Genomic DNA, 21,007 nt, shown 5'->3' with positions numbered 1-21,007 from the left:
GGCTATTGAATTAATGAATTGATGACCTTGATCGCGTCGTCTTTGCTCGTGTTCTTATTCGTCGGAAGATTGACGCATTTTGAGCTAACTTTTTCGGCTATGGGACAGCTTCCGGGTCGGTATCCGGATCTCTCGAGATCCACTTCGATGGGTCCGACAGGTGCCGGAAACCAGTCGCCCAGAAATATGTTTGACAGCTTTGCATTGGCAATAGTTTGTTTTTTGTTTTCAGTCAGGATCGTATACCAGAGAAAAATATTTTTTGCACCGTGCGTCGTTTCGGGAAGTGAAAGTTCTCCCTCGTCTTTTAGCCTATGAGTATATAGGCTGGCGATCTTGGCGCGGTGATCGTTGAACTCATCGGCGAGCTTGAGCTGATGAAGAGCGATCTCGCAAAGAGCATTGGGCATTTTCGCCGGAAACCCGTGTGGCATGATGTTTTTCTTCTCATTGATATCATAGGCCTTGGTCAGAATGCCGGATTTTGCCATGGCATACATCATAAACTTTCCGATTCCGAAGAAATTATATAATTTCAGTGATTTCGTTGTGATCATAGGATGAAGCAATTGCCTGAAAATATGCTTATCGGATGGGTATGGGAGCTTATTTCTGAAATCCGTTATCGATCTGCCCAAATTCCAATCTGCGGTGATGACAATTCCGCCGGATACGGCCGAGATCACTTTATCTCTTCCGAAACTGAAGAAGGCTGCATTTCCGAATGTGCCGGTTTTTTTCCCTCTGTATTCCGCGCCCAGTGAATGAGCGCAATCTTCAATGATCAGCAGATTGTGTTTTCTCGCGATGCTCAGGATCCTGTCCATATCTGAGGGATTTCCAAAGGTGTGCTGGACAACGATTGCTTTTGTCTTGCTTGTGATATGTTTTTCAATAAGACCCGGATCCATGTTGAATGTTTTTTCATCAATATCGACGAAGATCGGTGTTGCCTTGCACCACATTATAGCATTCGGCAACGCAACTGTCGTGAATGCCTGCAGAAGCACCTCGTCATTTTCTCCTATTCCGAGACATTTCAGGATCGCAAAAAAACCGGATCTTGCGCTGTCAAAACTGATCGCATATCTGGCGTCCATAAATTCCTTGAAAGCGAGCTCGAGCTTGTCTTGGTTGTTGCCTCTTTTCAACGATCCCCATTTCCATGGCAAATAGACGTATTTCATGGCGATCAAAACATCCCGGAATGTATAATTCGGCGCAAGGGCCGCAGCTATAGGTTGGAAACGTTTGAACATGGCTAGCCAGTTATTGTTTACGATTTAACTAAAATTGTAAATTGAGAATTGAAAATTATAACTGTAACAATCCCTTTTTTTATTTTAAGTTTTTAAATTTTCGCATCACTGCTCCTGCGCCTCTGCTTTCGAATAGTACTACTGTGTTTTTATCCAGGATGTTTCTTAGCATGTCTGCAGTCTTCGTAAAATCTTTTTCAAAGATGAATTTCGTTTTAGAATGTCCGCATTCCGCATTCCGCATCCGGCTATTTAAGAGATAGGCTGTTTGGCAGACCTCGCAAATTCGTTTGAATAATTTACAGTAGGCATCGTCAGACTCATCTCCTAATTCGATAAATCCTGGAAACACGATGACTTTTTTGTGATCCGGAAAAGCTTCACATAAATAGTCAAGAGCTGCCAAAACGCCGTCTGGATTAGCGCTATAGCTGTCATCAATGAAAATCGATCCGTTAGTTCCTTCCAGTTTTTTCATCAGATATTCGGTTGGCTTTATTCTTGAAATAGAATCACTGATTTCATCAACATTCATTCCAAGGTATTCCGAAACAATTATAGCAGACATAAGATTTTCTATATAATGCTTTCCTGGCAGATTCAATCTGAATATTTTTCCCTTGTATTCAAATTCCGAATAATCGCGATGGACTCTGATGCTATTTACTGTAGCCAAGCTAAAGTATGTTGATTTTTTAACCTTAAAATGTAATTTATCATTTTGATATTTTAATTTTTCATTAATCACGGCCAGCCCGTTTTCCGGAAGCGACTCGATGAGTTCAAATTTCGCTTTTATCGTATTTTCCAACGAACCGAACAGTTCCACGTGCTGTTCGTTTATTCCGGTCAGTATGCCGATCTCGGGCCGTGCTATCCCGCAGATTTCTTTTATCTCGCCGATCTTATAGGCGCCCATCTCACAGACAAAAAAATCCAAATCGTCATCGACCTTGTTCAGAACCGTATAGGCGACTCCGATGTTTGTGTTATTATTTCCTTCGGTTTTAACGGTCTTGTATTTATCGCTTAATATCGAATATAAAAATTCTTTCGTACTGGTCTTGCCATAGCTTCCGGTTATTCCAATGGTCCGCACTTTTTTCAATGAACGCATTTTTGCAGCCGCATGTATCAATATACGTTTTTTCTGAAGATCGAAAAATGGATTTATCAGCAATACGGCCAGAGAAATTATGGACGGCAAAAGAATATAGATGACAAGAGGTATCTCGGCTTCATTGATCATGCCACTCCCTATGAATGGATATGTCAGCATGATTATGAGAAGAACGGTTCCGATCGCGATCGTCGCGATTTTAAGGGTCGGCACCGGGCGCTTGAAGGCGTGGTCCCGGATCTCTTTAATGATATAAAAGTCTGTAAATACAAAGAATAATATGATGACCGGCAGCAGAGCGCGGAAGTCTTCTTGGAAAATCTGTGGCAATAACATCAGGATAAACGCGATCAAATACATAATTCCGTTCTTATTCATTTCGTGATCGTTTTTCAGGTGTGCGAGCATCCTGTCCGTCCGATATTCTTTTATCTGCCAGAGCCATAGATAAAATAAGATGTCGCGGAATATCTTGAAAGCAAATAATATTATCAATATGAATACTAAATTTGACATTAGAGGTAAATCCGATTAAATTTTATTTAGAGGCGAGAAACACGAATGAAATAATTGAAAAAACAATAATTTATTTCGGAACGGGATTCGGCGGGATATCCATAGGCGTCGGATTGATTATGACATGTTTGATACTATCCGAAGTCTTTTAAGAAGCGCGTTGCGCTTCGTTTTTTATGGCGCTGATGGCTATTTTTGCAAAATCTTCCGGTTTTTGATATGGCAGGCTGTGATTCGCATTATCAATAACCGTCATTATAGAACCCCGAATGCTTTCGTGCATCGTGTTGCCATCCGAAAGCGGCGTTGAGTGGTCATCTCTTCCCCACAAAAGAAGAGTCGGTGTTTTTATGTGATTCAGTATTGGCCCGATATCTTCCTCGATGACGTTTTTCATGATCTCCTTCATTCTTGGGCTGGCAGAGTTATAGTCTTTCTCTCTTGCGATCCTGTATAATAAATCCTTACTTGCTGAAGCTAATCTTCCAACTGGAAGCTTAGTTTGTGTCGCCACGGAAAAGATCTTTTTCCCAATTTTCGCCATGACAGACAATACCTTCTGCTTAACTTTCAGGGGATGTTTGATCCCTGCCGCCCCTGTCAATATCAGTTTTTCGATCTTCTCCGGATATTTCACCGCATATTTGATCGCAATTCTTCCGCCGAACGAGTGTCCGAGCAGAATTATTTTCACTGGAGGTCTGACCTCCTTACTGGAGGTCAGACCTCCAGAAGCAAGGCTCTTTAAGTTAATATTTTTCATTATATTCTTAATAAGTTCAAAACCTCTTCCTCGGGTTGCGGTTTCAATGAATTTATCCGTGAATTCGACATAATCATCCAAATTCCAGTCCGATCTCGGCTCATCGCTTTTACCGAATCCGGGAAGGTCGGGAATGATGATTTTAGCCTTGAGGCCGCAGCTTTCGGCTTCGCGAAGCATGTATTCTGCGGTTTCAGTATATCTTTCGGAATCGATCCCCCATCCATGAAGAAAAATTACAGCAAGTTCTCCGTTGCCGGCTGTTCTGTAGTGAACATTCAAATCGTTTATTCGCACGTCTCTTTCCGAGATTTTGTTGACATTTGCAGTCATTTGTTAATATAATCTAGATATTAGAAAAGGAGGTTACAAAAATGGATTGGTCGTTGATAATATTGCTTCTATGGGCAGGAATATTCGTACTATCTACATTCGGCGCATCTTTCGCCTGGTGGTTTCTTAGGACCGTAAATTCTCAAAAATGGAAAGCTCACGCGTTGTATCTTTTCCATCTTTCCACTTACGCAGTAATGGCGGTATATCTTCTTAATTACCATTATTTTTTCTATGAAAATGTGTGGCTGGGAAGCAGGGTTGTCGAGTATATTTTGTATGTTAATTTGGGTACAGCGTTATACATTCACTACAAATATGAGCAATATTTCAAAATATATAACAACAAAGTTGTTTCCAGGGAAGCAGCTGAAATATCATAAAGCATAAATTGTCATGCTTTATTTTTTTATTATGTCCTTTCCGACAAATTTCCTGAGAACTTCCGGAACGACTATGCTGCCGTCCTTTTGCTGGTAGTTTTCCATGATCGCGATCATCGGCCTGACGCTTGGAAGCGCAGTGTTATTCAGCATATAAACGTATTTTTTCTTACCGTCTTTATTTTTATATTTCACATTGAGCCGGCGTGATTGCCAGTCCAGAAAACTTGAGCATGATCCTGTTTCCCCGTATCCATTTCTCGAAGGCATCCATGCTTCGAGGTCGTATTGTCTGTATTTCCCTGCGCTCATATCTCCGGTGCAGATCTGAAGCTGCCGATATGGAAGACCGAGATCTTCATGAAGTTCTTTTGAGATGCCGATCATCTCTTCCTGCAACTTGTCGGATTCTTTTGCATCCGCTTTCGTGATGCAGATCTGCTCCACTTTCATAAATTCATGTACGCGATATATGCCTTTCGTATCTTTTCCATAGCTTCCGATCTCGCTCCTATAGCACTGCGAGAATCCACAGATCTTGATGGGAAGATCTTTTTCCTCCAGGATCTCGTCCGCATAATATGCAAGAAGCGATGGCTCCGCCGTTCCTACCAGGAATTTATTCTCTTTTTTTACGGTGCCGTCCGAAAGTTTTTCATCGTTTGCAATTTTATAGATCTCGTCCCTGTCGGGATTATATTCCTTTCCTCCGAAATAGCCGCTTCCAAAAAGCGCGAACTCTTTTATGAGCGTCGGAGGTATCATCGGAGTAAATCCTTTCCCGATAAGTTTCGTAAGCGCAAACATCATCATTCCCATCTGCAGAAGGACCGCTTCGTTCTTTACGTAATATCCTCTATATCCCGCGACCTTTGTTCCACGTTCGAGGTCCAGCAGGTCCAGGTCGGACGCAAGCTCAAGATAGCTTTTCGGCTTGAAGTCAAAATTCGTAGGCCCTTTCCATTTGTGGACCACCACATTTTCACTGTCATCTTTTCCGGTTGGAGTGTCCTCTGACGGGATCGTTGGAACCTTTACCATCAATTCAAGGAATTTCTTGTCCACTTCTTTCAGTTCAGTTTCATTCTTGAAGGCTTCTTCTTTAAGTTTCCTTCCTTTTTCGATCTGTTCCTGAGAAGGTTTGCCCGTTTTTGCATCCTTCGCAAGCTTGTTCCTCTGAGTATTAAGATCGTCAATATTTTTCTGAAGTTTTCTTTTTTCATCATCAACTGCAAGGAGCGCATCAATATCAATTTTGATATGCTTGCTGGTTGCGGCCTTTTCTATTTTATCTTTATTTTCTCTGATGAATTTTATGTCGAGCATAATTTTATATTTATAATTTAGACCCTACATTCCCAATTCCCCGCCTATCCCCTGAAGCGCCTCCAATCCAATCTCCAGGAATTCATCCAGTTTTATTCCGGCGAGTTCGCATTCCTTTATGATCTCCCTGTTGCAATTCGCGGCGAAACTCTTGCTTTTAAATTTCTTTTTGAGAGAGCTTAACTTTACGCTTGCAAGTTTTTTGTCGGGCTGCATGATGGCTGATGCCACTATCAGTCCGGTTAGCGTTTCCGACGCAGCCAAAAGATGTTCAAGGTCAGTGGATCTGGATTTTCCGTTAAATTTTGGATTCTTTACGCAACCATATCCATGAGACTCAATGGTACTGATAAGAAAATCACTTGCGCCTTCAGCCCTTAGGATCTCCGAAGATTTTATGCAATGTTCAGCCGTATTGTTTTTCGTCTGATCCCAGTCTATATCGTGCAAAAGCCCGATTATCCCCCACTTCTCTTTGTCTTGCTTTAGATGTTCCGCCACTCCTTCCATAATCACCTTGCTTTCGATCGAATGCAGCTTAGTATTTTTATCCGTTATGTATTTATCAACTATGTCTTTTGCTTTTGTTGAATCAATGCCCAAATTTATGTTCGAGACATTACTTTCCACTTTCGACTTCCCACTTTCGACTTTCTGTTCCGGTCTCATCATTGGAAAGAAAACAACATCTCTTATGCTTTTCTGGTCCATGAGTATTGCAAGGAATCTGTCGATACCCACGCCGAATCCTGCGGTTGGCGGCATCCCATATTCAAGGGCCTCGACGAAATCTTCGTCCATCATCTGAGCTTCGGCATCGCCCTCTTCGCGGAGTCTTGCCTGCGCCTCGAAGCGTTCCTTCTGGTCTATCGGATCATTAAGCTCGGAAAAACCATTGCCGACCTCAGCGCCGGCGATCAGTACCTGGAATCTCTGGACCTTGTCCTTATCCTCATCTTTTTTCTTCGCCAGAGGTGAAATATCAAGCGGATGGTTTATGAGAAAACATGGCTGGAAAAGTTTCGGTCTGACGAGCCTTTTGTATAATTGATCAATAAGCCGGCCCCTGCCCGCTTTCGGATCTACTTTTATCCCCTTCTCGAGGGAAATCTTCCGCATGTCTTCCTTGGTCGGATATTTGTCGATATCGATGCCTGATTCTTTGATTATGATCTGTCTGTAATCGAATCTTGGCCACGGTGCGTTGAAATTCAGGATCTTTCCCTGATATTTGATCTCAAGAGTTCCGAATGTTTTCTTTATGACTGTGACATAGAATTCTTCGACGAATTTCATCAGATCCTCATAGTCCGCATAGGCCCAATAAAATTCAAGCATGGTGAATTCCTGCAGATGCTGGGTGCTCATCCCTTCGTTCCTGAAAACCCTTCCAAGTTCATAGATCTTTTCAAATCCTCCGACAATAAGCCTTTTCAGATGCAATTCAAGCGAGATCCTGAGGTATAATTTTATATCAAGCTTATTATGATGCGTAATGAATGGCTCTGCATCCGCTCCGCCCGGAATGCTTTCAAGAACTGGAGTTTCAACTTCAGTATAGCCGTTGTTGTTCAAGAATTCCCTGACATTATTCACGAATTTCGTTCTTGTTCCGAAAAGCCGTTTTACATCTTTGTTCATGACCAGGTCGAGATATCGTTTTCTGTATCTTGTTTCCTCGTCCGAAAGGCCATGCCATTTTTCCGGAAGCGGCATCAACGATTTCGTGAGGATCTTGTAGCCCAGGACATTGAGCGTCTTCTCTCCCTTTTTTGTCGTAAACACATTGCCATGAGCTTCAATGAAATCTCCGATGTCAAGATTGTTTATGGATCCGTATTTTTCCTCCCCAATCTCGTCTTTTTTGAAAAAAAGCTGTATCTTTCCGCTCTCGTCCTCGAGGTCCATGAATGTAAGTCCGCCATGCTCTCGTACGGTTCTCGTTCTTCCGCAAAGATATATCGTTTCATTCGAGTTCAGAATATTATCAAAATCTCTGAGAACGTTCGCAATGACATGCGTTCTCTTGGACCTTGCCGGATAAGGATCGATCTTTAAATCGATCAAGTTTTTTAGCTTATTTATGCGCGCTTCTCTAATTTCATTTATCATTTTTGTGATTTAACAACTTGACATTAACGGCATAAATGATGCCGTTTTTTTTCTTATATTCTATTAATAAATATACTATTTTAGTCTCATTTAGTCAAAAAAATAAGCCTTGTGTTTTCAAGGCGTGGCATAAACATTGACATAGGACGTGGTGTGTCCAAGTTCCATTTTCAGGACTATTTTTACGAGCGAAGTGCGATAAGGACCGCTGCTTGCTTCTATGGGATAGCATCCCCTGTTCCTGATCTTATCAAATTTCACGGGATATTCCGGAGTTATTCCTTTCCCCAGCAGGCTGATCCAAAACCATGCCTTGCTTTCAAGAAGCCATTCGGCCAGGTCTATGATCGCCATATATATCAACATGATGATGAAACTGATCGCAAAAACTCCTAAATAGAAGAGCCATGGATCGTTTGTGCTGATTATGTTCCTGATAATGACTCCGACGATCCTTAATGCTTCAAATAACATTTCACAACCTCCTTTTTGGTAATTATAACCGCAAGATCAAAAAAGTCAAAAAATCTGACCTATGGATGTTATGATGTTGCCGGATACAAAAAAACAGGCCTATATAACCTGCTGTTTTGTATCAGATGGACTCTTCTAGGAAACACTGATTATCGAGTAAACAACTTTTCCTTTGGGCGTTTCAACCGTGATCTTGTCGCCGGCCTTGTGTCCCAAAAAAGACTTTGCCAGCGGCGATTCATTTGATATCTTCCCTTCGAGGGGATTTGCTTCGTTTGAACCGACTATTGTGAACGTACGGTCGGATTTTCCGCATTTGACATTTATCGTTGATCCGATGTGCACGACATTTGATTTCGCATGCCTGTCGTCGATGACATTTGCGCTTTTGATAGTTTCTTCGATCTCGGATACTTTTGCCTCGTTCAGCGCCTGCTGTTCCTTCGCCTCCGAGTATTCGGCGTTTTCGCTCAGATCTCCGAGCTCCTTCGCATCTTGTATCCTTTTGGCAATTTCTTGTCTTTTTGTTGTTTTCAAATAGTTCAATTCTTCCTTTAAATTATCTAATCCTTCTTTCGTAATGAATTGTTTAGCCATTTTGTTTTATTATTCCATTTAAAAATCCCCGCATATAAGGCTGGGAAAAATTTATTAAGCTAATGATATCATATTTAATTAGTTTGTCAATAGTCATAATAATGCGTGATTATAGCCAAAAAACGGTCATATTAATTTATTTCTTACAAGCAAGTTGTCCGCAGGCCGCATCTATTCCGACGCCGAATTTATATCTTTGAGTCACGCTCACGGCATTTTTCAGAAGTATATCTTTGAATACCTTTATCGCTTCTCCCTCGGAGGGACTGAATAGGCCGGTCGGATTATAGGAGATCAGGTTGACGAGGAATAGGCGGTGTCTCATCAGTTTGGAAAGTTCCCGCGCTTCTTTTTCGCCGTCATTCACGCCGCTGATCATGACATATTCGAACATGACTTTCCGTTTGGTGGCATTCGCATATTTTCTGACGGCCGCCATGATATCGCCGATCGGATATTTTTTGTTTATGGGCATAAGCCGGCTTCTAAGTTCGTCATTTGGAGCGTGAAATGAAATGGCAAGATTGACCTGTAATTTTTCTTTTGAAAGTTTTTCGATCCCGTCCGTCAAACCGGCCGTGGAGATCGAGATATGGCGAGCTCCGATGTTGAAGCATTCTTCGCTGTTCATGGTCCGTATGGACTCCATGACGTTATCATAATTCAAAAAAGGTTCTCCCATTCCCATGAATACGGCATTTGTAACTCTCCCCTTTTCTTTTTTCAATAGGCGCTCAAAAAATAAGAGCTGCATAATGATCTCGGAATATGTAAGATTGCGCTTGAAGCCCATCTTTCCCGTTGCGCAAAATTCGCATCCGAGCGGGCATCCGACTTCGCAGGAGAGGCAGACCGTGTTTCTTCCGTCCCCATGCTTCATCAGCACGGATTCGACCTTTTCTCCGTCGTCCAGCGTGATAAGCGCTTTTGTTGTTGAATTATCTTTTGAAACATGGCATTCTGCTTTGATCGAGATTGGAAATTTATCCTTGAGATCGTCCCTGAGGCTCTTTGGCAGCGTTGTTGCCTGGTCCCAATCTTCGATCACATCAAAAAACAGAGCTCTTTTGATCTGCTTTAATCTGAAGGAAGGTTCGTTTTTAATTAACTCGTATAGTATCTGCAGGTCCATATGAGCATTGTTATTCGGCGGAATATGTGTTGCATGCTTGATCGTCACTTTTTTTCCAGTTCCAAAATAGATCTCATGGTCTAAGTCGGGGTGCCGAGAATCGAACTCGGGCTACAAACACCCCATGCTCGCGTACTACCATTATACTACACCCCGACTCAAATTATGATATGTTTTGTCAAATAAAAAAGCCTACTCAGATAAAGCTAAACTTCCTCAGCCAATTGATTTTGAAAATATCAGCTGATAAATCCCACTATTTTGTCGAATTCTTCGTCTGAAAAAAAATCTATGAATATTCTGCCTGTGGGGCCGCTTTTGTTGATCTTGACCTTTGTTCCCAGTTTCTGCTGGGCCTTATCCTCGATATCCTGAATCCTCGGATCTTTGTTCTCTGTGATTTTCCTTTTATGCGCATGAACTGATACTTCTCTGACTTTGTTCTCGGCTTCTCTGACGGTAAGGTCGTTTTTCAATATTAAGGCATAGAGAGCTCTTTGTTTTTCGGGATTATCAAGTCCCAAAATGGCCCGAGCATGGCCCGATGTGATTTTTCTTTCAATTATTCCTCTTTGAATCTCGATCGGAAGTTCGAGAAGTCTGATTATATTCGCAATAGTCGATCTGTTCTTGCCGGTTTTTTTTGCGACATCATCCTGACTCAAATTGAATTCGTTCTGAAGCTTGCGATATGCTTTTGCCTCTTCTATGGCATTGAGGTCGTGTCTTTGGATGTTTTCGACAAGAGCAAGTTCGAGTTTCTGCTGATTCGTGGCCACTCTTACGATCGCCGGGATCTCTCTGAGACCTGACAATTTGGACGCTTGGAGTCTTCGTTCGCCGGCGATAAGCTCGAATTTATTATCTGAGATCTTCGTTACGATTATAGGCTGGATCACGCCATGTTCTTTGATGGATTCAGAAAGGTCCTTAAGATTGTTTTCGTCAAAATAATATCTGGGCTGATTCGGATTTGGCACGATATTCTCGATGGGTATTTTGAGAACTTCGTCCTGGCCGTGAGAATGCTTCGACGAATCGCTTCCTGTTTCATTTTTGTTTATCTTGCTGGGGATCAGAGATGAAAGTCCCGTTCCCAAGCTGCTTTTTTTCATCATGTTTATTTTGTTTATGTTGTTCTAATGATCACCTCTTTGGCAAGATAATTGTATGCCTTGGCTCCTGAACTATCGGGGGCGTATTGAAGGATCGTTTTCCCGAAGCTTGGCGCTTCAGCTAATGCTACATTTCGAGGTATGATCGCATCAAAAACATGTCCGGGAAAATGTCTTCTGACCTCTTTGACAACCTGATGCGACAGCTGGTTTCGCTTATCGAACATGGTGAGCACCGCGCCCAATATCTGTATATTATCTTTGAGATTATCTTTGATGAGATTGATGGATTCCAACAGCTGTTTCAATCCCTCAAGTGCATAATATTCGCATTGTATCGGAATTATGATCTTGTCCGAAGCCGTGAGGCTGTTCACCGTCAAAAGCCCGAGACTGGGAGGGCAATCGATCAGCACGAAGTCATACTTGCTGCTGATAACTTTCACAGCATTATAAAAAACATATTCCCTGTCAACAGTCTCAACCAGCTCTATGGTTGCTGCGGCAAGGTCCGGTGTCGCGGGAATGAGATCAAGGTTAAGAAGCGAGGTTGTAACAACCGCATCCTCAAGTCTTATCTTTCCGGATATGGCCTGATAAACGTTTTTCTCAAGATTTTCCGGACGGAAGCCCAGTCCGGTGGTGAGGTTTGCCTGAGAATCCATGTCTATGAGCAGGACTTTTTTTCCATGCAAAACCAAATAAGCTCCCAAATTCATCGTGGTCGTAGACTTCCCTACTCCTCCTTTTTGGTTAACTAATGATATAATATTCATATTTTTATTATATTATAAATATCATGAATTGACAAATTGCCAGATTAATATATTCTTATATTGTTACCCATTTGAGACTTCATTTCCGGCTAATTATTGTAAATTTAGAATGGCAGAATGATTTGAAAATGTCAAGGGACCACATAAAGTGCAAAATGCAAGTATTAAAATCAAAAATATTGATAAAACAGATCGAACTCCCCTTTAAATAAAGTATAACTTTTCATTTTGATATTTAAATTTTGAATTATCCATGCCGGAGTGGCGGAATTGGCAGACGCGCACGACTCAAAATCGTGTGGGCTAACACTCATGAGGGTTCGACTCCCTCCTCCGGCACAAATTTGGCGGATAATAAAAAATGAGCTTTTTTTGGCTCAGTTTTTTTGCGGTATGAATATTTTTCTTAAGGTCAAGTTATCCGACCTTAGTATTTTTTCTGTGAGTTTGTCACTGTTTGGCACAAAAAATAATAAAATAAATGTTGCTCCGAATATGTAAACAATATGATCTGCGTTCAGCATATGCGATTCACGCAAAGCATAAATAACTATCGTTTCAATTACCAGAACGAGCGTGAGTACATACATTATCACGTTTATAATTCTATTTCTTGTCGGATAATATGCGTCAGGTTTATCGGTTTCATACACGGATTCCACCAGACGTTTTCTTATTATCCTGCCCGTTTCCTCAGGAAGTCCTTCTATGCCTTTATCGATTTCTTTTATCACACTATCAAGATCGCGACATAGCTCTAATTTGGTCTTTGCCATAAAACACCTCTGTGGAAAAATATAGCATATTTATTGCTAAATGTCAACCATTCTAAGGCTAGAAAAAAAGTGCTTTCAGGCACTTTTCGGTTTGTATAATTTTTGCTGCATTTTATATATTATTGGCGCAATTGACGAACTGGTCATCCATAGCACAAGCGCAATCATTGCTATATAGAAAATCGGGTCGGATGAACGGGCGATGACATTCGGAATACCCCATGCAGAAACAAAGAAAGTTATCAGGAAAAGCAGTGAAAATATTGTTGTCATTTTACTTTCAATCTTTTTTATTTTTCTTTGAGTTACGTAGTATTCGTCAGTTCTTGAAAGCGCCGTATGAGTTCTTTCCAGACCGCGTAATGCGTCTTTTTGCTTGTCGGGATCGATATTCTTATCGGCAAGAATATTTTTTTTCAGTTCTTCAATATTATTAATTCTATCTTGGTCGGTCATTTTCCTCCTGCATGGAAACTATCACATTTTTCTGTATTTGTCAATAAGCTTAGCTTTCTTGCAAATACTATTAGGCAGCCTGTTCCATTCGGCTGGTATGCCCCCTATATATATTGACATATTGCAAGCTAAATGATATACTCTTTAGTTGATAATGTTTTCAATGATCAACAGGAGCGATTATCGTGACAATCGGAAAAAAAATAATGAATTATTTGTTCAATGTCGTAGGTGAAAAAACTCTGGAAAACTTTGGAATAAAGAAATTCGATCTGGGCCAGAAGTTAAGATTTGGTTTGACCTATGGAATGATCAGAACAAAAGGCTGTGTGATAGAAAATGCTATTTTATATAATGAAAAAGGAGAAAGAGAGGGCTGTTTGGACCTTCTGGAAGAAGATATCGAAAAGATCGCAACAGACTTGAATGAAAAAGAGCTGATTAGGATCTACCTTGGCACAGATCACACGGAAGATACTTCCGAGATCAATAGATTGGCATATCTGCTAAAAAGGAACGAAGTGCTTATTGTTTCAAGGAAAGAAGGGAAAGAATTTGATGACTTTAAGGCAAAGTCGGCACGATTCCCGATTCTTTCAAAAAAAACATCGATAAATATAAAGTTCATAACATTAGCGGAGGCAAAGGTAATTATTGAAGGGACTATCGGAAAATAAATATGATATCCCTTTTTATTATGGTGCCAGTACTTGCCTACTCGCCTCGCCGTCAGCCTTCGGCGACGCTGGCCGTACAGGACCAGTTATGTAAAGTCAAGCTGGTAGCGGAGCTGGGGTCATTATTTTATAATTACTTCATCATAGAATGAGCTAAGGGTTGACATAGTAAGCTGTATATGCTATGATACTCTGTTTGATAATGGTTTTAGTTATCAAATTTATCCTTGGAGGTGAATATCTTGAGCTTGGAGTTCATTGTGAAACACTTTAGAAAAAAGACAAAATTCGGTCTGAGAATGGGACAGAATAAAAATGGTATGAACGATACGTCCTGGTGCTTGATATCAAGAGCCAGGAAGAGTGCTGAGTTCTTGGGTCATGGCGATCTTTCGGCTGCAGAAATAAAAAAAATATCGGACGAGATCGGTGAAGATGAGATGTTTATTTTCGGTTCATTCAACAGAAAACCGAAGATCGTATGTCTTGATTCGATTATATTATTTTTGCCGATTGATGAACATGGGCTGGAGGGGATGATTTTTAAAAATAAGATTTATCAGATAACTGGCAGAACATGCGAAACTGAATATCCCTTGTACGATAAACAGATCGAGGAATATAATAAAGGCAAGCGCAACAAAGATCAGATAGAACGTGTTAAAATGACCGATCTGACCATAGAACGCGCAAGAAAAATATTCTGGGAGTTTATAAATTCATAATATAAACTCTTTTTTTATTTGATTATTGGGAAGAAAAATGCTATTATTTCATCGGATTTAGCACACAGACAAAATAATCAATAAGTTGCAAATATATGGAGTTCAAAGACAGCATGGAGTTTGCGGATCCATCAAGTGGAGGTGAGATGGAGTTTCTTAGTGAGAAAGAAATAGTGATTGACAATGGAAGCGATCAGATAAGGATTGATTTCGACGACATCAGGCATAATATAGAACATTTGATGGGCGAAGACAATGTGTCGAGGGTGATCAATAAAATAAGAGATTTTGCAGATCGGGTGCAGGTTGAAAAAGCAAAAGGAGTTCATCTTGGCTCAAGCGATCTTGACAGCGCAGTTTCAAGCGAAATATTTGTGATGAAGCCGCAGGAGTTGGGGCTCAAGACGGATAAAGAAGTGCATCTGGTTGCCGAATTGATCAAAAAATCCTGCATCAAGGAGGATCGCGATGAACTTGAGATAGGAATATGATGAAGGCTAAGCGAATAGTAAGGGATTTAGAATAAAAAAACGGCATCAATTATGAAGATTGAGCTGTTTTTTTATCGCTTAGACAAGAGCAGTGATGGCAGTGATGACGCCAAAAACAATTCCTATCGCATTGCAGACAAAAAGCGGCCAATCTTTCTTTTCCTTGAGCATTGCATAGGCTGACCAGGATATGCAATTGACCGTTGTGGCAATGGGAAGGATGATCGAACCTTTATTCCCGGATAAATTCAGGCGTATCTGGTCTATGTATGATGAAAACATCAAGACCGCCATTAATGATGCAAACCATCCGATCTTGTTAATGTAGGTTTTGTTCATTGTGTGTTCATGAATGAAATAAAGATAAATATTGCCAGAATGATCCTGTATGCGACAAATAGGTCGTAATTCCGCGTTGCAAGATAACTGATCATGTATTTTATGGCAAGATATCCGCTCAGTGATGCAAATACGATCCCTGAAATAAGTCCGGCATCGATCCCCCGCTCCATCAGCACGGGAAGTTCTTTTATTCCGGCTCCCAGGATGATCGGTGTTGAAAGCAGGAATGAAAATCGTGCTGCGGAAACTCTGTCGAATCCCATGATAAGCGCGGCTGCTATGGTGACTCCGCTTCTGGATATTCCCGGTATGATCGCAAAAGCCTGAGCGCATCCGATCACTAATCCTTTTTTGAGCGTTATGCTGTTCGAATTCTTTTTGCCGGTTCGATCGGCATAGAATAATATCAAACCTCCAAGGAACAGGGTGCCTGCGATCAGGATCGGATTTCTGAAAACAGATTCTGCATTCTTTTCCAGCAGGATCCCGGATAATGCACCGGGTATGGTTGAAATGATGATAATAAAAAGCGGATCAGATCTCAGGGAATCAAACAGTCTCGGGGATTTATTGATCTTGAATAGCGGCGATGAAGCGATCACCTGTTTCCAGTCGTTGAAAAAATATGTCAAAACTGCAAACAGCGTACCCAGATGCAAGGCTACGTCAAAAGCCAAGCCTTGGTCTTGCCAATTGAATATTTTCGGTATCAGGATCAGATGAGCGGAACTTGATATCGGAAGAAATTCCGAAGCCCCCTGCACGATTCCGAGAAAGATTGACTGAAGAATGTCCGTCATGCTTTTTTATATTTACAAATGAATAATAAGGACCAGAATCCCGCTAATGAGAAAAGGCTAAGCCACATGTCGTAGCCCGCGAATAGGAGTGTAATAATTAAAGCAAAAAATGAGATCAGCATCTTGCCCATTGCCAATGACATTTCAAAAAAAGTCATATATTTCAAAAATCCCTTATGGTCGTCTCCTTTATTGTAGGCAGAGGTCATCAGTGGATAATTTATTCCGATCTTCGAACCTGAAGATAAAACGTCAATGAGCAGGACACCGAGCCAATTCGCCGCAAACGGCCTCAGGAACCAAGATATGAACCTCAGAGCTTCGCCTGAATAGAGCAGTTTTTTTCTGCCGCCCACATCGAGTGTGTCGGAAAGTTTTCCGACGTAAAGCGATATAAACGAAAGGGCAATAGTTGAAATGCCTATGATAATACCCATAAGGTAATACTTTTCAATTATCAGGAATATGAATATCGGCCAAGCGACCGCTCCTATGATCTCTTCTCCAAAGCCGAAATAAGCCCAAAAGTCTTTTCTTTTATAGTGATCATGGGGAGTGAAGATCCGCTCAAGGGCTTTTCTGTATGAAAATATGTGAGGTTGAAATTGTTCTTTCGTAGTAAACAGCGGGATAATTGACGCAAGGCTTATGATCGATACTGTGAGATAAAGGACTTCGAATCCGAATCTTGAAAGGATATATCCGCCGATTATTGGTCCGATTATCGTCGAAAAGGTGGAAACGAACGATAGCATGCTAAGCGCCCTTCCCCTGTAGCCTGAAGTGCTATAATGCGCAAAATCAGCGTGATAGGCGGGCCAGAAAAGGATCTTATATGCAGTAACGAGAAATATGGATAGAATGATCAATTCTTTATGTCCGGGAACTTGGGATAATGTCAAAAAATAAAATATCGCGAATGGTATGCTGTAAAACATGCAGTGCTCAAAACCATATCTTGCCGCCAGTTTGCTTCCCAGAGGGAGAAAGATAAAATACATTCCATAGACTATCGTGTAAAACAAAAAAACGACAGAGATCGAATTAAATTGTTTGAACAGGAAAATCGGTTCATAAAGCGCCATCATTGAAAATGCAAAGTCCTTGATGGTGATAGTCGCATATAGCTCCGATATCTCCCGTTTCAGTCTGTGCATTAAAAAGTGATCTACGAAAATATTGGACATATTCACTAAATGAATTTCTTAAAAATATCTAGCATTTTTTCTTTACCGACAACGCCTATTCTGACTATTTTGGGCGTTTGAGTCGTCAGGTCAATTATCGTTGAAGGCTCCGGATTTCTAATTTTTCCGGCATCAATAAAAACATCGGGACAATTTTCGCCTTGAAAGAACTTGCTTAAGATATCTTTGGGAGCAAGAAGGTTTTTCTCGCCTGATATGTTGGCGCTTGTGGCTGTGATCGGAAAATCTATCGAGCTCATAAGGTCGTTTACGAATTTGAAAGCAGGTATTCTCACTCCTATTGTTTCGCCGTTCGCCGTCAGTATATGAGGAATTATATCTTTCTTTCTTAGGATTATTGTGATCGGTCCCGGCCAGATGTTCTTCAGTATTTTTTCAACCCTTGAATCTATGCAGGCTATTTTTTTTGCCATCGGTATATCTCTTGCGATAATTGATATCGGCTTGCTCCGGTCTTGTCTCTTGATCTTGAAAATATTCAATATCGCTTTTGCGTCAAAGGCGTTTGCCCCGAGTCCATATAGCGTATCTGTCGGGTACACTAAAACCTTGCCGCTTTTCAAAGAGAAGGCGGCTTTGCTTATAAGGTCATCATATTTTTCTTTATTGTTCAGATCCAGCGACAACAGTTCCATATGCGATAATTTTTACTAGGATGCGCGTTATATTATATGTTCAGAATAGTTCAATGCAGGGCAAAAACCAACAATTATGAGACAATAGTGCCTTTGAAATCTTTTCCGTCAATTAGATTTTCGAGATTTGAGATATTCTTTCCGTTCATCACGATCACTTTAAGTTTTAACTTTTGCGCTTCTTTGCTTGCGATCGGGTCGAAGGGCGTGTTCATTCTCGGTTTCCACTCATTTCCCACGATTTTTCTGAAATCGGTCCAGCTTATGTTTTCGATTATTTTCGCATCAGGGAATGTTTTCGGGTCTTTGTCATATGCATAATCTATGTTGGATAGGTTTACGACTGTTTTTGCGCCGTATGTTTTGGCCAGATATACTGCATCATAATCGCTTGACCATCCGGGCATATATCCCGCGCCGATGATCACCGGTTTTTTTGTTTTGAATTTTTTGTGAGGGTTGGCGGCAACTTTTCCATAGGCCAGGTCCGAAAAAAGAATTCTGATGAATTCCGCGTTGTATCGGGTCGCATAAATACCGATCCAATCCAGTTCGTCGTTGGTCATTGCTCTTGTTTTGGTTGCTGCCTGGTTATAGAGCTTGTTGACTCCCCCTCCTCCGCAGACAATAATAAACCTATTTCCCGTTTGCGTTTTTTTGCGGATCAGCGCGACAAATGCCTTTAGGAACTCATGATCTACCTCACCGGGCACTATCAATGATCCTCCGAGCGACAATATGAAAATGTTGTTTCGCATAGGTCTTTTTATAGTTCTAAAAATAGTCCCGAAAAGGACTATTGAGATAATGTCTTAATCGGTATTTACAATAGTCTCGGATAATTTCTTGAAATGGTGTTCTTTATGTCACCGGGCTTTATTATGCCGAATTCCGTAATGTAGCCGGTAATAAATTCACTGGGTATGACATCGAACCCTAAATTTATTATATTGAGTCCGGCGGGTGCATCATCCCATACTTCGCTGCACGGCCTGATCTCCATCGGAATGTCCAGTATATTATAAACACCCTTTCGCGCCTTAAGCAAGCTTGTGACGATATACAGAGGAACTTTATTAAAATACGCCGAAAGAGAAATGCCATAACTTCCTATCTTATTCACTGCGTCGCCGTTTATCGTCATGGTGTCGCAACCCAGGAGAACTGCATCGGTTTTGAATTTATCTCCGGCTTTTCCGCTTATAACGAAAGGCGCTGCGCTATCGATTATCATTGTGACATCCATATTTTCGTCAACCATTTTTTTTGCAGTCGCTCTGCCGAGGAAAACCGGCCTCGTCTCGGTATTGAAGACCTTAAAGGGAACTTCGGCGTCATTGGCAGCCTTAAGCACATTCCTGACGCCCGATGAATGGCAGTGTGTCAGAATGTTCGCGGTGCGGCTTTTTTTGGAGAGACTTTTTATAAGCGCAACTCCGTTTTCGATGAATCTTTTTTCGTTCTCGATGATCTTTTTCTCAATATCACTGAGTGTTTTGTCAAAAGCTGAAACACAGGTTTCGAGACTTACGATCTTGTCGTCCTGAAGTTCAACAATAAGAGATCCGAGGATATTTTGAGCCATTGTTTGCGTCGGTTCGGCCAATGCCAGCCTTGATGCCACATCTTTGATGCTTTCGATGAATTCATCTTTAGTCTTGGATTTTTTCAACAGATTGTCTTTATTGCCTGAAAGGATGTCAATGACAATTTTTGCCACACTTGATGCTCCCTGTATCTGCAGCGATTTTGTATCTATTACCAGATCGTTTATGCTTTTATACATCGTTTTCGTTATTTTCTTAAGCCTATGTATTTTATTTTATCATTATTTCTGTGTTTCATCAAATCATTATATACATTCTCGATATCATTTAGTCCTATGTTTCTGCCTCCAAGGCCGTATATGTAGTTATAAAGCTTTGGTTTGCGCTTAACTTCGTAAAGTGAAGATCTGATCTCTGTGAACACAGGACTGTAGTTTCCAAATGATATAGACCTGTCCAATACGGCAACTTCCTTGGCGCCCGAGAGCGCTTTGGCGATCTCGTTATTCGGGAAAGGCCTCATGCACCTTATCTTGATGAGTCCGACTTTCTTTTTTGCCTTTCGGAGATTGTCGACGACAACCTTTGCGGTTCCTGCGGTTGAACTCAATACGACTATGATATAGTCTGCGTCATTCGTCTTATATTTTTCTATAAATTCATACTTTCTTCCTGTCATTTTGTAATATTCGCTGTCTATCTGCTTCAATACTTTTTTGCTTTTTTCCATTGCCTCCGCTTGCTGGTATTTGTGCTCGAAAAAGTAGTCAAACAGGTCAAGCGGGCCGATGGTAACGGGTTTTTTCATATCAAGCAGGGGCGAATGGGAATTGAACGGTCCGATGAATTTTTTTGCCTTGGCGTCATCCAATATAAGGACATTCTGAACGCTATGAGAAGTAATAAAACCGTCTTGCATGACCATAACCGGCAGTTGAACGTCATCATGTTCCGAAAGTCTGACTGCGATCAGCGTGTTGTCATATGCCTCCTGGGCATTTTCGCTGTATAGCTGTATCCATGATGCATCTCGCAGGAACATGGAATCTGTGTGATCGCAATGAATATTGATCGGAGCCGAAAGCGCCCGATTTGCAACAGCCATCACGATAGGAAGTCTTGATCCGGAAGCAATGTAAACGATTTCAGCCATCAGTGCAAGTCCCTGGGAAGAAGTTGCCGTCATGGCCCTTGTCCCGGCTGCGGATGCGCCGACAACGGCGCTCATTGCGCTATGTTCGGATTCGACGTCTATGAGTTCGGTGTCCACTTTTCCATCAGCAACAAACTGAGCGAATGTTTCGATAATAGGTGTTTGCGGAGTGATAGGATATGCCGCAACCACGTCGGGATTTATCTGCTTCATCGCCACTGCAACCGCTTGTCCGCCGGTTAGTGCCTTGTAATAATGCTTTTTTTTCATCGCCATCACCATAACAAAAAG

The 21,007-nt window shown here is 41.3% G+C and carries 23 protein-coding genes and 2 tRNA genes; 5 read left to right on the top strand and 20 right to left on the bottom strand.

The window, feature by feature from the left end; all coding sequences use genetic code 11:
- Positions 1-2: 2 nt before the first annotated feature.
- From WC788_03605 to WC788_03595, 3 genes are all read right to left on the bottom strand, one after another.
- Complete coding sequence (locus tag WC788_03605; GenBank protein MFA6096684.1) at positions 3-1,259, bottom strand: DegT/DnrJ/EryC1/StrS family aminotransferase; 1,257 nt, start codon at positions 1,257-1,259, stop codon at positions 3-5.
- 79 nt (positions 1,260-1,338) lie between these two features.
- The gene (gene murF, locus WC788_03600; protein ID MFA6096683.1) at positions 1,339-2,895 is read right to left on the bottom strand and encodes a UDP-N-acetylmuramoyl-tripeptide--D-alanyl-D-alanine ligase; all 1,557 of its coding nucleotides are present in this window, start codon (positions 2,893-2,895) and stop codon (positions 1,339-1,341) included.
- Positions 2,896-3,043: 148 nt separating this feature from the next.
- Entirely contained in the window at positions 3,044-3,991 is a 948-nt protein-coding gene (locus WC788_03595) for an alpha/beta hydrolase (GenBank protein MFA6096682.1), read from the bottom strand.
- Between the two features lie 41 nt (positions 3,992-4,032).
- Here WC788_03595 and WC788_03590 point away from each other — a divergent pair, with 41 nt between their 5' ends.
- The gene (locus WC788_03590; GenBank protein ID MFA6096681.1) at positions 4,033-4,374 is read left to right on the top strand and encodes a hypothetical protein; all 342 of its coding nucleotides are present in this window, start codon (positions 4,033-4,035) and stop codon (positions 4,372-4,374) included.
- An 18-nt stretch (positions 4,375-4,392) separates the two neighbouring features.
- Here WC788_03590 and serS read toward each other — a convergent pair whose 3' ends face one another.
- From serS to WC788_03550, 8 genes are all read right to left on the bottom strand, one after another.
- Entirely contained in the window at positions 4,393-5,700 is a 1,308-nt protein-coding gene (gene serS, locus WC788_03585) for a serine--tRNA ligase (protein MFA6096680.1), read from the bottom strand.
- A gap of 24 nt (positions 5,701-5,724) precedes the next feature.
- Positions 5,725-7,812 (bottom strand): lysine--tRNA ligase, encoded by a 2,088-nt coding sequence (lysS, locus tag WC788_03580; protein ID MFA6096679.1) that lies wholly within the window; start codon positions 7,810-7,812, stop codon positions 5,725-5,727.
- 117 nt (positions 7,813-7,929) lie between these two features.
- Complete coding sequence (locus WC788_03575) at positions 7,930-8,286, bottom strand: hypothetical protein (protein ID MFA6096678.1); 357 nt, start codon at positions 8,284-8,286, stop codon at positions 7,930-7,932.
- 135 nt (positions 8,287-8,421) lie between these two features.
- The gene (gene greA / locus WC788_03570; GenBank protein MFA6096677.1) at positions 8,422-8,883 is read right to left on the bottom strand and encodes a transcription elongation factor GreA; all 462 of its coding nucleotides are present in this window, start codon (positions 8,881-8,883) and stop codon (positions 8,422-8,424) included.
- 136 nt (positions 8,884-9,019) lie between these two features.
- Positions 9,020-10,063, bottom strand: coding sequence for a 23S rRNA (adenine(2503)-C(2))-methyltransferase RlmN (gene rlmN, locus WC788_03565; protein ID MFA6096676.1), 1,044 nt, complete (start codon positions 10,061-10,063; stop codon positions 9,020-9,022).
- Positions 10,064-10,100: 37 nt separating this feature from the next.
- Positions 10,101-10,171 (bottom strand) — tRNA-Pro (locus WC788_03560).
- Between the two features lie 83 nt (positions 10,172-10,254).
- On the bottom strand, positions 10,255-11,133 hold the full coding sequence (locus WC788_03555) for a ParB/RepB/Spo0J family partition protein (GenBank protein ID MFA6096675.1): 879 nt from the start codon (positions 11,131-11,133) through the stop codon (positions 10,255-10,257).
- A gap of 11 nt (positions 11,134-11,144) precedes the next feature.
- A complete protein-coding gene (locus WC788_03550; GenBank protein MFA6096674.1) occupies positions 11,145-11,906 on the bottom strand; it encodes a ParA family protein in 762 nt (253 codons plus the stop codon).
- A 255-nt stretch (positions 11,907-12,161) separates the two neighbouring features.
- Here WC788_03550 and WC788_03545 point away from each other — a divergent pair.
- A tRNA-Leu gene (locus tag WC788_03545) sits at positions 12,162-12,245 on the top strand.
- A 38-nt stretch (positions 12,246-12,283) separates the two neighbouring features.
- On the opposite strand, the gene WC788_03540 is transcribed toward WC788_03545, so the two are convergent.
- A complete protein-coding gene (locus WC788_03540) occupies positions 12,284-12,682 on the bottom strand; it encodes a hypothetical protein (GenBank protein MFA6096673.1) in 399 nt (132 codons plus the stop codon).
- A 75-nt stretch (positions 12,683-12,757) separates the two neighbouring features.
- The gene (locus WC788_03535; GenBank protein ID MFA6096672.1) at positions 12,758-13,138 is read right to left on the bottom strand and encodes a hypothetical protein; all 381 of its coding nucleotides are present in this window, start codon (positions 13,136-13,138) and stop codon (positions 12,758-12,760) included.
- A 185-nt stretch (positions 13,139-13,323) separates the two neighbouring features.
- Here WC788_03535 and WC788_03530 point away from each other — a divergent pair, with 185 nt between their 5' ends.
- The 3 genes from WC788_03530 to WC788_03520 all read left to right on the top strand — a co-directional run bounded on the left by WC788_03530 (position 13,324) and on the right by WC788_03520 (position 15,031).
- The gene (locus WC788_03530; GenBank protein ID MFA6096671.1) at positions 13,324-13,815 is read left to right on the top strand and encodes a hypothetical protein; all 492 of its coding nucleotides are present in this window, start codon (positions 13,324-13,326) and stop codon (positions 13,813-13,815) included.
- Positions 13,816-14,057: 242 nt separating this feature from the next.
- The gene (locus tag WC788_03525; protein MFA6096670.1) at positions 14,058-14,540 is read left to right on the top strand and encodes a hypothetical protein; all 483 of its coding nucleotides are present in this window, start codon (positions 14,058-14,060) and stop codon (positions 14,538-14,540) included.
- 95 nt (positions 14,541-14,635) lie between these two features.
- The gene (locus tag WC788_03520) at positions 14,636-15,031 is read left to right on the top strand and encodes a hypothetical protein (protein ID MFA6096669.1); all 396 of its coding nucleotides are present in this window, start codon (positions 14,636-14,638) and stop codon (positions 15,029-15,031) included.
- Positions 15,032-15,109: 78 nt separating this feature from the next.
- Here WC788_03520 and WC788_03515 read toward each other — a convergent pair whose 3' ends face one another.
- The 7 genes from WC788_03515 to porA form a co-directional block, all read right to left on the bottom strand.
- Positions 15,110-15,370, bottom strand: a complete 261-nt coding sequence (locus tag WC788_03515) for a SemiSWEET family transporter (protein MFA6096668.1) — start codon at positions 15,368-15,370, stop codon at positions 15,110-15,112.
- Positions 15,367-16,173 carry an undecaprenyl-diphosphate phosphatase gene (locus WC788_03510; protein MFA6096667.1) on the bottom strand — a complete coding sequence of 269 codons (807 nt, stop codon included), beginning with the start codon at positions 16,171-16,173 and terminating at the stop codon, positions 15,367-15,369. Before WC788_03510 ends, WC788_03515 begins: the two co-directional genes overlap by 4 nt.
- Entirely contained in the window at positions 16,170-17,360 is a 1,191-nt protein-coding gene (locus tag WC788_03505) for an MFS transporter (GenBank protein MFA6096666.1), read from the bottom strand. The genes WC788_03510 and WC788_03505 overlap by 4 nt, the downstream gene beginning before the upstream one ends.
- A gap of 5 nt (positions 17,361-17,365) precedes the next feature.
- Positions 17,366-18,016: an L-threonylcarbamoyladenylate synthase gene (locus WC788_03500; protein MFA6096665.1), complete on the bottom strand. Its 651-nt coding sequence runs from the start codon at positions 18,014-18,016 to the stop codon at positions 17,366-17,368.
- 74 nt (positions 18,017-18,090) lie between these two features.
- Entirely contained in the window at positions 18,091-18,774 is a 684-nt protein-coding gene (gene pyrH, locus WC788_03495) for a UMP kinase (GenBank protein MFA6096664.1), read from the bottom strand.
- A 65-nt stretch (positions 18,775-18,839) separates the two neighbouring features.
- Positions 18,840-19,802 carry a hypothetical protein gene (locus WC788_03490; GenBank protein MFA6096663.1) on the bottom strand — a complete coding sequence of 321 codons (963 nt, stop codon included), beginning with the start codon at positions 19,800-19,802 and terminating at the stop codon, positions 18,840-18,842.
- Between the two features lie 8 nt (positions 19,803-19,810).
- Entirely contained in the window at positions 19,811-20,986 is a 1,176-nt protein-coding gene (porA, locus tag WC788_03485; GenBank protein MFA6096662.1) for a pyruvate ferredoxin oxidoreductase, read from the bottom strand.
- Positions 20,987-21,007 lie beyond the last annotated feature (21 nt).

Source organism: Candidatus Paceibacterota bacterium (assembly GCA_041661265.1).
GTDB lineage: Bacteria > Patescibacteriota > Minisyncoccia > JAHIHE01 > JAGLIN01 > JBAZUT01.
Note: the sequence above shows the minus strand (reverse complement) of the source record. Positions and strands in the feature narration are given on the sequence as shown.

Excerpts from the sequence above, each read along its gene's own strand:
- WC788_03595 (MFA6096682.1), bottom strand. The coding sequence starts at position 3,991 with ATGACTGCAAATGTCAACAAAATCTCGGAAAGAGACGTGCGAATAAAC.
- WC788_03540 (MFA6096673.1), bottom strand. The coding sequence starts at position 12,682 with ATGGCAAAGACCAAATTAGAGCTATGTCGCGATCTTGATAGTGTGATA.
- WC788_03575 (MFA6096678.1), bottom strand. The coding sequence starts at position 8,286 with ATGTTATTTGAAGCATTAAGGATCGTCGGAGTCATTATCAGGAACATA.
- WC788_03520 (MFA6096669.1), top strand. The coding sequence starts at position 14,636 with ATGGAGTTCAAAGACAGCATGGAGTTTGCGGATCCATCAAGTGGAGGT.
- WC788_03500 (MFA6096665.1), bottom strand. The coding sequence starts at position 18,016 with ATGGAACTGTTGTCGCTGGATCTGAACAATAAAGAAAAATATGATGAC.
- WC788_03490 (MFA6096663.1), bottom strand. The coding sequence starts at position 19,802 with ATGTATAAAAGCATAAACGATCTGGTAATAGATACAAAATCGCTGCAG.
- pyrH (MFA6096664.1), bottom strand. The coding sequence starts at position 18,774 with ATGCGAAACAACATTTTCATATTGTCGCTCGGAGGATCATTGATAGTG.
- WC788_03555 (MFA6096675.1), bottom strand. The coding sequence starts at position 11,133 with ATGATGAAAAAAAGCAGCTTGGGAACGGGACTTTCATCTCTGATCCCC.
- WC788_03605 (MFA6096684.1), bottom strand. The coding sequence starts at position 1,259 with ATGTTCAAACGTTTCCAACCTATAGCTGCGGCCCTTGCGCCGAATTAT.
- WC788_03510 (MFA6096667.1), bottom strand. The coding sequence starts at position 16,173 with ATGACGGACATTCTTCAGTCAATCTTTCTCGGAATCGTGCAGGGGGCT.
- lysS (MFA6096679.1), bottom strand. The coding sequence starts at position 7,812 with ATGATAAATGAAATTAGAGAAGCGCGCATAAATAAGCTAAAAAACTTG.
- porA (MFA6096662.1), bottom strand. The coding sequence starts at position 20,986 with ATGAAAAAAAAGCATTATTACAAGGCACTAACCGGCGGACAAGCGGTT.
- serS (MFA6096680.1), bottom strand. The coding sequence starts at position 5,700 with ATGCTCGACATAAAATTCATCAGAGAAAATAAAGATAAAATAGAAAAG.
- WC788_03535 (MFA6096672.1), bottom strand. The coding sequence starts at position 13,138 with ATGACCGACCAAGATAGAATTAATAATATTGAAGAACTGAAAAAAAAT.
- WC788_03590 (MFA6096681.1), top strand. The coding sequence starts at position 4,033 with ATGGATTGGTCGTTGATAATATTGCTTCTATGGGCAGGAATATTCGTA.
- WC788_03515 (MFA6096668.1), bottom strand. The coding sequence starts at position 15,370 with ATGAACAAAACCTACATTAACAAGATCGGATGGTTTGCATCATTAATG.
- greA (MFA6096677.1), bottom strand. The coding sequence starts at position 8,883 with ATGGCTAAACAATTCATTACGAAAGAAGGATTAGATAATTTAAAGGAA.
- WC788_03550 (MFA6096674.1), bottom strand. The coding sequence starts at position 11,906 with ATGAATATTATATCATTAGTTAACCAAAAAGGAGGAGTAGGGAAGTCT.
- murF (MFA6096683.1), bottom strand. The coding sequence starts at position 2,895 with ATGTCAAATTTAGTATTCATATTGATAATATTATTTGCTTTCAAGATA.
- WC788_03505 (MFA6096666.1), bottom strand. The coding sequence starts at position 17,360 with ATGTCCAATATTTTCGTAGATCACTTTTTAATGCACAGACTGAAACGG.